Annotated in this window: 8 protein-coding genes; 5 read left to right on the plus strand and 3 right to left on the minus strand. The window is 59.0% G+C overall.

Annotated elements, in window-relative coordinates:
* Nucleotides 1-14: 14 nt before the first annotated feature.
* Nucleotides 15-833, minus strand: a complete 819-nt coding sequence (locus EKD03_RS10495; RefSeq protein ID WP_129630334.1) for an exonuclease domain-containing protein — start codon at nucleotides 831-833, stop codon at nucleotides 15-17.
* A 113-nt stretch (nucleotides 834-946) separates the two neighbouring features.
* On the minus strand, nucleotides 947-2209 hold the full coding sequence (locus tag EKD03_RS10500) for an SH3 domain-containing protein (protein WP_129630336.1): 1263 nt from the start codon (nucleotides 2207-2209) through the stop codon (nucleotides 947-949).
* A 224-nt stretch (nucleotides 2210-2433) separates the two neighbouring features.
* Here EKD03_RS10500 and metG point away from each other — a divergent pair, with 224 nt between their 5' ends.
* From metG to EKD03_RS10525, 5 genes are all read left to right on the plus strand, one after another.
* Complete coding sequence (gene metG, locus EKD03_RS10505; protein WP_129630338.1) at nucleotides 2434-4206, plus strand: methionine--tRNA ligase; 1773 nt, start codon at nucleotides 2434-2436, stop codon at nucleotides 4204-4206.
* Between the two features lie 223 nt (nucleotides 4207-4429).
* Nucleotides 4430-5116 (plus strand): hypothetical protein, encoded by a 687-nt coding sequence (locus tag EKD03_RS10510; RefSeq protein WP_129630340.1) that lies wholly within the window; start codon nucleotides 4430-4432, stop codon nucleotides 5114-5116.
* Between the two features lie 335 nt (nucleotides 5117-5451).
* Nucleotides 5452-5979 carry a hypothetical protein gene (locus EKD03_RS10515; RefSeq protein WP_129630342.1) on the plus strand — a complete coding sequence of 176 codons (528 nt, stop codon included), beginning with the start codon at nucleotides 5452-5454 and terminating at the stop codon, nucleotides 5977-5979.
* 76 nt (nucleotides 5980-6055) lie between these two features.
* Entirely contained in the window at nucleotides 6056-8176 is a 2121-nt protein-coding gene (locus tag EKD03_RS10520; protein ID WP_129630344.1) for an AAA-like domain-containing protein, read from the plus strand.
* On the plus strand, nucleotides 8173-11499 hold the full coding sequence (locus tag EKD03_RS10525; protein WP_129630346.1) for an AAA-like domain-containing protein: 3327 nt from the start codon (nucleotides 8173-8175) through the stop codon (nucleotides 11497-11499). Before EKD03_RS10520 ends, EKD03_RS10525 begins: the two co-directional genes overlap by 4 nt.
* Before the next feature lie 390 nt (nucleotides 11500-11889).
* On the opposite strand, the gene glmS is transcribed toward EKD03_RS10525, so the two are convergent.
* The gene (gene glmS / locus EKD03_RS10530) at nucleotides 11890-13737 is read right to left on the minus strand and encodes a glutamine--fructose-6-phosphate transaminase (isomerizing) (RefSeq protein WP_129630348.1); all 1848 of its coding nucleotides are present in this window, start codon (nucleotides 13735-13737) and stop codon (nucleotides 11890-11892) included.
* Nucleotides 13738-13800: the final 63 nt, after the last annotated feature.

A 13800-nucleotide genomic window follows, 5' to 3' on the forward strand; every position in this document is an offset into this window, starting at 1 on the left:
CTTGTTTGGTGAGATTAACAGATCTCAGCCGCCTCGATCTTGTCGAGTACAAAAGTACGAATATTCTGGCGCAGTTCACAATAGGCGCGCAGACAGATCCCATACGGCTCGTTCGTCAGGTAGATCGGGCGCACGGTGCGGGTCAGACTTTCGGGGCTACTCCGTGAGCGGTAACGGATCGTGAGCGCCCGACCTTCAGCCAACGCACGCGCAATCAGCGGCGGGGCATTGGGTTCGACCACTCCAGGGGCAAGTCCCCGTTCAAGGCGCAGCGCATCATGCAAAGTCACCACCCCCAACTCCGCCATAGTCACCTGAAGGTGCTGGAAGACGCCACGCAGCGCCAACACATCGGCCAGCGCACGGTGGGTGGGGCGGGGCAACCCAAAATATTCGGCCAGTGCCGCCAAACTGTACGAAGGTCGGCGCAGTAAGCGTCGGGCCAGCACCAGCGTATCGAGGGTGAAGCACGCCAGCGGCGGACGCCCAATCCGGGCCAGTTCGGCATTCAAGAAGGCCATGTCGAAGGGTAGGTTGTGGGCAATCAGCACCGCCCCGTGGGCCATCCGCTGCACACGCCCAGCAACACTCTGAAAGCGCGGAGCTAGGCGCAACTCAGCATCATGAAAGCCATTCACCGCCGCAGCTTGAGGATCGAGCAGGCGGTCGGGGCGCAACGGGCTACCCAGGTAGTCCTCGACAAGTGCGCCGCGCACCCGTAACAGCGCCACTTCACACACCCGATGGCCAGCCCGGAGATCCAGGCCGGTCGTCTCCAGGTCAAAAAAGACCAGCGGGAGATCATGGAGCGCACCAGAGATCGCAATCGGCAAACGTGGCCTCCTGAGTACGTGTTCACACATGTTGACGCAAAGACGCCAAGGCGCAAAGTTTTGAATAGCATGACTAATCGCAACCTTTGCGCCTTCGCGCCTTCGCGTAAGAATTAGGGTGCCACCGGCACCTTCGCGGCCACATCAGCGGGGATACCAAGCAGACGTGCAGGCACCCAGCCGCTATTCCCGCGCACCGTCTCGATCTCGTACCAATCGGCTGCGGCGGTCTTCTGCTTGAGATTGACGACTTCATTCAGATTAACTTGGTCCACCGGGTTACTCGTAGTGTTGGCCTCGGCATAGACCGTACCATCAGCAAAGACGGAGACAATCGTTGCCACGGGCACCTGGGCCTTCAGTTCAGCCGAAATACTCAGCAGCGAGGCACTGATCCAGCCATCTTTTTGCTGACCATCATCGGTATTGATGAAACTGATCCGGTACCATTCGCCGTTGGGGGTCTGTTCGATGATCCGCACTTGGTTGCCAGCATCAACCCCACCCACACGATTATTGGGCATCACAAAGGGCAGTGCACGGACATTCCCACCATTTGCAATGGTTGCTTCTGTTCCAACCAAGGTAACAAGGGTCGGGGTTATCTCCGGGGTCGCCGTCTCTTCCGTGGTAACAAACGGGGTTGAGGTCGGTTCCAATGTTGGAGTCGGTTCAAGTTCTCCGGCACCAAAGATATCAGGCGCATAGCTTGCCGGAATACCGAGCGGCCACTCAGCACTCACCTCGCCACCACTGGTCGTCGCACGCACCATATAGACCACCCCATTAAGCAGTGGATCAGCGCCCTCCAGCTTCGTTGCCTTAATATCAATCCGCCCCGCATTGACCCGCCCGATGCTCAGGTCAGGATCAAAATAGGCCACTGGAGCGCCATCAGCGAGCAACTCCACGCTGACTTCGGTCGTATCCGGCAAGCCGGTAGTTGTCCCCACCACACTCAGCGTAATCGGTGTCACGCGGATAATATCGGCCTTGGTAAGCGTGAGCGAGATCGGCTCAGGCGTTGGCGACGGGAGTGGCGGAGGCGGGGGCAGTTGGTTGCCACCCAAAAGAGTCAGAATCAGAACGAGCAGACCCAGCACCACCAAAATCGGCACCAGAATGAGGAGAATCTTACCCGCCAGCGAGAGTTTCGCAAAACGATCCCGCCAGCCAGTTGGCTCTTCATCCAGAGGCAATGAGGTATAATCCACGGTTCCCCCCAAGGTTGGTGTTACACTGACCGATTCATCGAGAGACGGTTGTCCACGCCGCAAACGACGGGCAAGAATCACGACGACCACCAACGCGATCACGCCGGCAACGATCAAGATGATCGCGATTATCGGGTTGAGGCGACTGAGCAGGTCTTGCATGCCAGCGAGATTCCTTATTCAGAGATGGCCCGGTCACAACACTATCTACCATATAATATGACAACGAGAGGCGCTTTGCAAGCGGATAGATCGGCGAAAGCGCCATAGGGGTGTAACTGGTTTAGAGGGTGTGTGCTATAATTTGACACTTAAGCTTCCCGGAAGCTTGGGTATCATAATTTTAGCCTACCTCTCCTGTTGTTGTGATTGAATATGAGGTTGCTATGCCTGAGCATATTCTCGTGGCTGTGGCGTGGCCCTATGCCAACGGCCCACGTCATGTTGGCCACGTTGCCGGATTTGGAGTGCCATCCGATATTTTTGCCCGTTTTCAGCGCATGCGCGGCAACCATGTCTTGATGGTGAGTGGGACGGACGAACATGGAACGCCGATCACGTTAGCCGCCGACAAAGAGGGTGTTACCCCGCGTGACATTGCTGATCGATATAACGAGGTAATCGGTGATGATCTGCGTAACCTGGGCCTGAGCTACGACACCTTCACCCGTACAACTACTCAAAACCACTACCTTGTCACGCAGGATCTCTTCCAGACGCTCTACCACAAGGGCTACATTCTGCGCCAAGAGACGCTAGGGGCCTTCTCGGCGACAACCGGGCGCACGCTGCCGGATCGTTATGTCGAGGGCACCTGCCCGATCTGTGGCTACAAGGATGCGCGTGGCGATCAGTGTGATCAGTGTGGCAACCAACTCGATCCGATTGACCTGATTGAGCCACGTTCCAAAGTTGATGGCAGCACCCCGATCTTCAAAAAGACTGAGCACTTTTTGCTTGATCTGCCCGCCTTTGGTGAACAATTGCGCACCTGGATCGAGGCGCAAGATCACTGGCGTCCGAATGTGCGCAGCTTCTCACTCAACTTTATTAAGGATCTCAAGCCGCGCTCAATCACCCGCGATCTGGACTGGGGCGTGCCAATTCCGCTACCTGAATATGCAGATCGCGACGATAAGCGCATCTATGTCTGGTTTGATGCCGTGATCGGCTACCTCTCGGCGAGTATCGAGTGGGCCGAAAATCGCGGGACGCCGGAGGCATGGCGCGAGTGGTGGCAGAGTCCGCAGGCGCGCCACTACTACTTCATGGGTAAGGATAACATCGTCTTCCATACCGTCATCTGGCCGGGGATGCTGCTGGGCTATGGCGCAGGTGGCTCCTATGGCGACGGGCGCGCCAAGTTGGAGTTGCCCTACAACGTTGTGTCGAGTGAGTTTCTGACTATGGAGGGCAAGAAGTTCTCCAGTTCACGCGGGGTCGTGATTTATGTCAACGAGGTTCTAAGCCGCTACGATGCCGACGCGCTGCGCTACTTCCTCTCCATCGCGGGGCCAGAGAACCAGGACACCGACTTCACCTGGGCCGAGTTTGTGCGCCGCAACAATGACGAACTCGTGGCAACGTGGGGTAATTTGGTCAACCGCGCACTAACCAATGTCTACAAGAATTTTGGCAGCGTACCGCAGCCGGGCGAACTGAGCAGCACCGATCAGGATCTGATCGCCCAGGTTGAAGCGGGGGTCGCGGTCGTTGGTGAGGCACTCGATGCGGCGCGCTTCAAGGCAGCGCTGAGCGAGGCCATGCGGCTGGCAGGTCAGGTGAATATCTACCTGAGCGACCAGGAGCCGTGGAAGGTGATCAAGGTGGATCGTGAGCGAGCGGCGACGATCTGGTATACCACGTTGCGCTGCGTAGACACGCTGAAGATCCTCTTCACGCCCTTCCTACCCTTCAGCAGCCAGCGCCTGCACGAGTACCTGGGGTATGAGGGCTACATCGCCGGGCCGCTGGAATTCCGCGACTATACCGAGCCAAACGGACGCAGCCACCGCGTCCTCACCGGCGACTACGAGTCCTGGGTGGGGCGCTGGGAGGTCAGTGCGCTGCCGGTGGGCCAGGCGCTGCGTGAACCCAAGCCACTCTTCAAGAAACTGGACGAGAAGGTGATTGAGGAAGAGTTAGCGCGCCTTGCATAGCACCTACGCATTGTAACTGGTCACAGTTCTCCTAGCATTCCGGTTTTGACGCAAAGACGCCAAGGCGCAAAGCCTTCACTATAGGCTCGATCACAACCTTTGCGCCTTGGCGTCAAAACGGGTATTCTGTTTACCCCAAGTATGAACAATCTCTCTTGCGTAATTATCTGACATATATACAATAGAGATACGCAAAATCTTCTAACCATAGAAAGGCAGAGCCATGCAGTACCCTGTGGAGCTTGCACTCGAAGATTACCTGACCGTGATCTTCTCAGGCATTGGGCTGATCCTGCTCACCAAGATGGTATTCGAGATGGATCGCACCTTGGGGCGAATGGCGCTGATCGGCAGCATCCTGACCATTTCGGGTGGTGCGCTGAAGGCGACAGGCAAACTGGTCATGTCAATGGATGGGCCAGACCTTCCCTACCTGAACTTAGGTCTCTTCCCATTGATCGCACCGGGATTCACGCTGGTGGGTTGGTCACTCTTCCAGGTACGCAAGATCATGCAGGGCAGGCCGGTTTCGCGCCAGCCATGGCTGGTTCCAGCGATTGTGTTGGGGGTCTTCGCACTGGGATCGGGAGCACTCTTCACAGTAGGTGGGCCGTGGCGCGTGCCACTAATCCTGCTCAGCAGCGTGGCCAACATCAGCCTGCTGGTCATGTTGGCGATTGCGGCATGGAAACGCGATATGAAGATGGCCAGCGTCTTCTACATCACCACCCTAGTCGTAGTGCTCGTCATGTCGCAGATGGCCCAAATCAAGTTCGACAACTTGGGGGTGATCTGGTTTGAGCAACTCAGCCAGACTTTCGCGCAGGCGCTCTTCGCGTTTGCCTCGTGGAAGTACGGACATGCAGCAGTAGTGAGCTACCGCAGTAGCCCAGCCTTGCAGATGGCGTAGGACAAGACGTATGGGGCGCGTCGTGACGCGCCCCTACGCGGTATTCCATAAAGCGAATGACTATGCGGCGAAGCCGCTCCCGAAGATCTTTTTTGTTGGTGTTTGGCGGCTTCGCCGCCAAACACCAACAAAAATTGGAACTTGGGGCGTAGCCCTAATGACTTTGCACATGCCCTGGGGAGAGGGGGGTATATCTATAACATCCGTCTTAAGAATGATCTTCCTCTCCGCCGGATAGCCACCTCAACACTAGCCCATTGACCCGTGTATTGCTGACAGATTGTGGGTATGCTACGCCTAGCCACAAGAGAGAGTGCAATACGTGGGAGAGACAGATGGGCACGACCCCAAGTGTAACCGAACGCCACCGTGAGTATGAGGTACGCCGTCGCGAACGGGCAATAACGCTGGCCCGCGAGGCAGATTACATGTACCAGAAGGTGCAGCGTATGGCGTTACTACGCCACTTCTGGTGTCGCCTGCGAGGCAAACCGCACGATCTACCCAAGGGCGAAGAGCTATTGGCGCATGCAATCCCCTTAGCCGTGGCGGTGAGTGGGGTGGTTCATATTCCGCTGCGCCAGATCATTGGCAGCGAGGATCGCGGCGAAGATTTCGACTGCACCTTTGCGCCGCTGCAACGCCATACCCGCGAGCGCTGGTGCCGGGTTGCGCTGGCGTGGTTGGAGGGTACCGCCCTAGAGCCGGTTCAACTGATACAGGTAGGTAACTTCTACTTCGTGCGCGACGGGCACCACCGCGTGTCGGTGGCGCGGGCCTTTGGCGCGGTGACGCTGGAGGCGGTGGTGGTGCGGTGTTTTGCGGTGGCCACGTCGGTGCAGTGGGTGGGTGTGGTGGAGTAGGGAGCCATGTCATACCTTCAGTAGCGTGCTTTTGGTATACTAGATACCACCCTACCGTGACTATTGGTGAGTATCTATGTCTGATGCCGAGCTTGAAATTGCCATTCGCCACCATGGAGATGGCTATGCTGCCGATGTACGTTTTAGCTCGCCAACCCATGATGTACTACCCGCCACGAATATACACCTGATTTTCGATCTGGATATGTTGCGCTCCTTAAGTCTCGATCCAGATAGCTATGGCGAGGCGCTCAGTGCGACGCTCTTCGCCGATCAGCGGCTGCGAGCCGCATGGCAGCAGGCACGCGCCGTCGCGCAGCAGATGGGTGTTCTGCGCTTTCGGCTGCGTCTCGATATGAGTGCTCCCGAACTGCACGCCCTCGCCTGGGAGTTGCTGCGTGATCCGGAACAGCATGCGCCATTGGCGCTGAGTGAGCAGGTGCGGTTTTCGCGCTACCTGGAGAGTACTGACTTCTCACCGCTGCATATTCCGCTGCGACCTGCGTTGCGTGCCTTGGTGGTGGTGTCCAACCCCAGCGACTTGGGGCGCTTCCAACTAACCGAGATAGATGTAGAGGGTGAAGTTGCCCGCGCCCAAGCAGCCCTGGGGGATATACCGACAACCATTGTTGGTGCGCATCCGGCAGCCCAACACGGGCATGCAACTCTAGCAGCGATCACGGCTGCGTTACGTGACGGCCCGCAATTGGTGTTGCTGATCGCTCACGGTACGCTGGTCAAAGATGAGGCGTATCTCTGGTTGGAAGACGAGGGCGGTAGGGCTGATCGGGTGAGTGGAACGGTCTTTGTTGAAGCACTGGCACAGTTGCCGTGTCGTCCGCTGTTGCTGGTATTGGCGGCGTGCCAGAGTGGTGGGAATAGCAATGTCAATACCTTGGCCGCATTGGGGCCTCGTCTGGCTCGCGCTGGAGTTGCTGGAGTACTGGCCTTCCAGGGCTATCTGCCGGTGAGGAGCCTGCGCCGCCTGTTACCGCCGCTCTTTGGTGAGTTGCGCCGCGATGGGCGGATTGACCGGGCGTTGGCGGCGGCACGCGGGGCACTGCGCCAGCATGCGGAGTGGTGGTTGCCGGTGCTCTGGTTGCGGGTACGTGATGGGCAACTCTGGTACATGGAGCCGCCACCAGCACCCGCCGCACCGATGATCGCAACAGACCCGCTACCACTGGAAGCGCCGGAGGGGACGATGCACACCGAATCGCGCTTCTATGTGGAGCGCCAGCCCGCCGACCGCGTCGCCCTCACGAGTGCGCACGCCCAGTACGGTAGCACCCTGACGATCAAGGGGCCGCGTCAGGTGGGGAAGAGTTCGTTACTCATTCGGGTGATGGCGGCGGCAGGGCAAGCGGGCAAGCATGTGGCCTACCTCGATTTCCAGCAGTTTGATGAGGCGGCACGGGCTGATGCCGATACCTTCTTTCTCCAGTTTGTACGCTGGTTGGGTGATGAGCTAGGATTGGCTGAACTGCGCACGGCTGATTGGCCGCTGGCGTTGGGTACGATGCAGCGCTGCACGCGCTATGTCGAACGTACCCTCTTGCCCGCGCTGGATGGGCCACTGCTGCTGGCAATGGATGAGGTGGACAGTATTCTCGACTGCCCCTTCCGCACCGATTTCTTCGCCATGCTGCGGGTCTGGCACAACAACCGAGCCATGCCCAACCGACCGATCTGGCGCAAACTTGATCTGGCGCTGGTAACATCAACCGAGCCATACCAGTTGGTCGAGAATCTAAACCAGTCGCCCTTCAATGTGGGTGAGGTGATCGAGCTAAGCGACTTTGATGCAAATCAGGTTACGCAACTCAACGCACTCCACGGCCAACCGTTCGTAGTGAATGATGCAGCACGGATCTATGAGCTACTGAACGGACATCCCTACCTCACCCGCCGGGCGCTCTATCTGGTCGCCGATGGGCGTCTCAGCACCGCCGAATTGTTCGCGCAGGCGGACAGTGAGAACGGCCCCTTTGGTGAGCACCTGCGCCGCCACCAGCAGCGCCTAACCAAGCGCCCCGATCTGGCTCAGGTCTTCCGGCAGATTCTGCTCACCCAGCGCACTAGTGATGATCAGGCATTCTGGCGCTTGCGCGGGGCAGGGTTGGTGCGGCGGGATGGGGAGCGCAGTCTGGCGCGCTGCCGCCTCTACGCCGACTACTTCACGGAGCGGTTACGATGAGTCCCACAAACATCTACACCGTTGGCGGTACGGTTCAGGCCGGGCAGGGTATCTACATCCCGCGTCGGGCCGATGATGAACTACTGGGACTGTGTCGGGCGGGCACCTTCGCCTACATCCTCACCGCCCGCCAGATGGGCAAGTCGAGCCTGATGGTACGCACAGCCGAGCGGCTGGAGCAAGAGGGGACACGCACGGCCCTGATTGATCTGACCAAATTGGGAGCCAAGGCGAGTGCTGAACAGTGGTACCTCGGTTTTCTGGTCGAACTGGCCGACCAGCTTGGCCTCGCCAGCGACGTACTCGACTGGTGGCAAGCGCAGGCCCACTTGCCGATGGCCCAGCGGATGAGCCTCTTTTGTAGCACAGTGGTACTGGCCGAAATGACTGAGCCGGTGGTAATCTTTGTTGATGAGATTGATAGCACCCTCAGCCTCGACTTCACCGACGACTTCTTTGCCGCCATTCGCGCCCTCTACAACGCCCGTGCGGGCGACGAACAGATACGCCGCCTCACCTTCGTACTGATCGGTGTCGCTACCCCCGGCGACCTGATCCGTGACCCGAAGCGTACCCCGTTTAACATTGGTGTCCGGGTTGACCTAGAGGATTTTAGCCCCCAAGAGGCTGCACCCCTGGCCGCCGGGTTGAACCTACCTGCCGACGAGGCTACGCGGGTATTAGGCGATATACTGCGCTGGACGAATGGACACCCCTACCTGACCCAGCGGCTCTGTCGGGCGCTGAGTACCCACGAGCGGGAGAGTTGGGACGCAGCGGCGCTTGAGGCCACGGTGAGCGCAACCTTCTTTGGCGAAGAGAGCGAACGCGACCACAACCTACAATTTGTGCGCGACATGCTGGTCGAGCGTAGTCCAGATCGCATCGGCGTGCTCAAGCTCTACCAAACCATTCGGCTTGGGCGGCGACCAGTACCGGACGAGGAGCAATCGCTAAACCACGCCCACCTCAAGCTGAGCGGCATCGTGCGGCGCAGCGAGCGCCACCTCCAGGTACGCAACCAGATCTATGCTACCGTCTTCAACCCCACCTGGATCAAGCAGCACTGGCCGCTCAGTTGGTGGCAGGGCATCCCGGTGGGGGTGCGGATTGCCGGGGGGCTGGCGCTCATCTCACTGATCGTACTATCCGTCGTCACCAGCCTGCTATTTCAGGCACTACACACCGCCGATGAACGCCTACGCATCTCCAACGCCCAGCGGCTCGCCTTCGCCGCACAAAGCCTGCCAGAAGAAAAGCAAGAACCGGCTCTGCAACTAGCCTACTACGCATATAGACTCGACCAGAATAGTATTACCGAGCAAGTGCTCCATGACCTCGTTAATCAGCGATCATGGGGACCCACTGTCCTCTCTGGACACACATCTTCTGTCAATAGCGCGGTCTTCAGCCCTGATGGTATCCGCATTCTCACTGCATCAGATGATGGCACAGCACGGCTGTGGGATGCCCAGGGCCAAATAGCAACCCTCTCTGGACACACGAGTAGTGTCTGGAGTGCCGTCTTCAGCCCCGATGGAACGCGCATCCTCACTGCATCAGCAGATAGTACAGCGCGGCTGTGGGATGATCAAGGCCAACTTCTGGCAACCCTCTCTGGACACACAAGTAGTGTCTGGAGCGCAGTCTTCAGCCCCGATGGAACGCGCATTCTCACTGCATCAGATGATGGCACGGCGCGGCTGTGGGATGCCCAAGGTCAACCACTAGCAACCCTAGAGGGACACACAGGTGGTATCAGGAGCGCCGTCTTCAACCCTGATGGTACCCACATCCTCACTGCATCATATGATCGCACGGCACGGCTGTGGGGTGTTCAGGGCCAACCACTAGCAACCCTAGAGGGACACACAGGTAGTATCAGGAGCGCGGTTTTCAGCCCCGATGGCACTCGCATCCTCACAGCCTCAGCAGATGGCACGGCACGGCTGTGGGATACCCAAGGACAATCACTGGTGACCCTCTCTGGACACACTGATGCTGTCTGGAGCGCGGTCTTCAGCCCGGATCAAACCCGCATCCTTACTGCATCACGAGATGATACGGCACGGCTGTGGGATGCCCAGGGCCAACCACTAGCGACCCTCTCTGGTCACACGGAGCAGGTCAATAGCGCGGTTTTCAGCCCCGACGGCACCCACATCCTCACTGCATCAGATGATGGCACGGCACGGCTGTGGGTTGCGATAGAAAAGCCGTTGGCTACTCTCGACAATTATCCATCTGGTATCGAAAGCGCGGTCTTCAGCCCGGATCAAACCCACATCCTCACCACCTCACGTAATCACACAGCGCAGGTATGGAATACACAGGGTAAACTTCTCACAACCCTAGATGGAACTACGAGCGCAATCTTTAGCCCCGACGGCACTCGCATCCTTACCGCCTCGGATGATCGCACGGCGCGGCTGTGGGATAATCAAGGCCGTTTGCTGACAACTCTCTCCGGTCATACAGATTCGGTTAATAGCGCAATCTTTAGCCCCAACGGCACTCGCATCCTTACCGCCTCGGATGATCGCACGGTGCGGCTGTGGGATAATCAAGGCCAACTGATGATGACACTTCCTGGCCATACGAACTGGTTCAAAAGCGCCGTCTTCAGCCCCGATGGTACCCGCATCCTTACCACATTAGGAGATGATAAGACGGCGCATCTGTGGGACACGACAGGAAAGCCACTGGCTACGCTGACTGGTCACATGGCTCCTATCAATAGCGCAGTCTTCAGCCCAGATGGGCGGCACATCCTCACCCTATCTTTCGACAACACGGTACGCCTGTGGGATACAACAGGAAAGCCACTGGCTACACTGACTGGTCACACGGCTCCTATCAATAGCACAGTCTTCAGTCCAGGTGGGATTCTCATCCTTACTACATCATCCGATAACAGAGTGTACCTATGGAACACGACAGGAAAACTACTAGCTATACTGGTCGGGCACACAGGTGATATCAACAGCGCAATCTTCAGTCCCGACAGCACCCTCATCCTCACCGCCTCTGATGATCGCACAGCGCGGCTATGGGATGCAACAGGAAAACCACTAGCTACGCTGGCTGGACACGCATCTTCTGTCAATAGTGCGGTCTTCAACCTCGATGGGCGGCGCATCCTCACTGCCTCGAATGATGGCACGGCACGCCAGTATTTTGTCTACCCGGAGGATCTGCTAAATGCGGCGGCATGCCGGATCGGGCGCGACCTGACGAGTGCGGAGATTGCCCTATACAACGTCCCCGATCTGCCGCCCATCCCCCTGGAGGAACGGGTGTGTCCAACGCTGGGGGAGCCGTAGCATTTCATCAAACGTTAGCTACGGAAATTCGGCACGGTGGCTGAGCTTGTCGAAGCCACCCGCTGTCTTCGACAGGCTCAGCCAGCGAAGATGCCCGCTGGCGGTAGCTGAGCTTGCCGAAGCCACCGGCGGGTCGTTGAAGGTAGCACCGGCTTCCAGCCGGTCGGTGGCGCATCGTGACCGGCTGGAAGCCGGTGCTACCCTGTGCGGATGTAGGGGCGCGTCGTGACGCGCCCACGGGATGCACCGCTATGGTGGGGCACACGGGCCGGGCGCGTCACGACGCGCTCCTACGCGGTATTCTTGAAATGGAGTTTAGGGCACCCCTACATCCTCTGCGTTCCTCTGTGTCCTCTGCGGTCAAAAACTAGGGCGCATCACGATGCGCCCCTACTCCACCGTCACGCTCTTGGCCAGGTTGCGCGGCTGGTCCACGTCGCAGCCGCGCCGTACCGCCACTTCGTAGGCCAGCAGTTGCAATGGGATGACGGTGAGGATAGGCTGGAGCAGCGGGAGGGTGCTGGGTACGGTGATCACATGGCTGGCTTTTTCGGCCAGCAGGTGATCGCCTTCACTGCCAATCGCGATGACTTGGCCACCACGCGCCTTGACCTGCTCGATGTTGCTGAGCATCTTTTCGTAGATGCCGTCTCGCGGGGCGATGCAGATGACCGGCATGCGCTCGTCAATGAGGGCGACGGGGCCGTGTTTCATCTCGCCGGCGGGGTAGCCTTCGGCGTGGATGTAGCTGATCTCTTTGAGTTTGAGTGCGCCTTCGAGGGCAATCGGGTAGTTGGCTTGCCGCCCCAGAAAGAGTGCGTTGGTGGCGTGGTGGTAGCGGTCTGCGAGGTGGGCGCAGATGGGGGCGGCGGTTTCGAGTACGTGCGCCACTTTGCCGGGTAGTTCGATCAGCGCTTGGAGGTGCGGGCGGATCTGGTTGGGGGTGAGGGTGCCGCGTGCCTGACCGAGATAGAGTGCGAAGAGGTAGCTGGCCGCCAGCATTGAGGTGAAGGCTTTGGTTGAAGCAACGCCGATCTCTGGGCCAGCATGCAGGTAGAGCGGCCCGCCGTCGGCGACACGCGCCGCTTGGCTGCCAATCGCGTTGACCAGCGCGATGCTGGGGACGCCTTGGGTGCGCGCTTCTTCCATCGCCGCGAGGGTGTCCACCGTCTCGCCACTCTGGGTGATCGCCAGCAGCAGCGCATCGGCACCGAGCACCGGCTCGCGGTAGCGAAATTCGCTGGCATAGTCCACTTCGACCCGCACGCGGGCGAGGTGTTCGATCATGAATTTGGCCATCAGGCCAGCATGCCATGCCGTGCCACATGCTGTGGCGTAGATGCGCTCAATCCGGCGCAGCGCGTTGGTGTCGAGTTTCAGATCATCAAGGAAGACCTGGCCCGCCTCCTGATCGATCCGCCCGCGCAGCACATCGGTGAGGGCACGCGGCTGCTCGGCGATCTCCTTCTGCATAAAATGTTTGAAGTCGCCTTTGGCCGCTGCGACCGGGTCCCAACTGATGTTGGTGATCGGACGGGTGACGGGTGTGCCATCGAGGCGGCTGATGCGGGCACCCTCGCGGGTGATCACGGCCAGATCGCGGTCTTCGAGGAAGATCAGATCGCGGGTGTAGTCGAGGATAGCGGGGATGTCAGAGGCGATGAAGGTCTCGTCTTCGCCCAAGCCGATCACCACGCCGCCAGCATTGCCGAGGCGCGCCGCGACAAGTGTGGCGGGTTCGTGGATGCAGAGCGCGACGACCGCATTGCCCCCGCGCAGATCGGCCATGGTGCGGCGCACGGCAGTTTCGAGCGAACCCGTCTGCTGGTAGTAGAGCCCGACGAGATGCGCGATCACCTCGGTGTCGGTCTGGGAGAGAAAGGTGTGGCCCGCCTCCATCAGACGACCCTTGAGTTCCAGGTAGTTCTCAACAATTCCGTTTTGGATGACGACAATCTCGCCGCTGGCGTCGCGGTGGGGGTGGGCGTTGATCTCGGTGACGCCGCCGTGGGTGGCCCAGCGCGTATGGCCCATGCCAACCGTGCCAGCCGCAGGTTCGCTGGCTAAGCGGGTGATCAGGTTGGCCAGTTTGCCCACGCTGCGCCGCAGTTGCAGCCCCTCGGTACCCAGGATGGCGATACCCGCCGAATCATAGCCGCGATACTCTAGCCGTTGCAAGCCACCAACAACCACGTCAGTGGCGTTGCGTTGGCCAATATATCCAACAATACCGCACATAAGGGGTTTGCTCCTGTGTCTGTTTGAAGTGGCGGGATTATAGCATAGTGGTGTCCTATGTTA

Source organism: Candidatus Oscillochloris fontis (assembly GCF_004138135.1).
In the GTDB taxonomy this organism is placed as follows: Bacteria; Chloroflexota; Chloroflexia; order Chloroflexales; family Chloroflexaceae; genus Oscillochloris; species Oscillochloris fontis.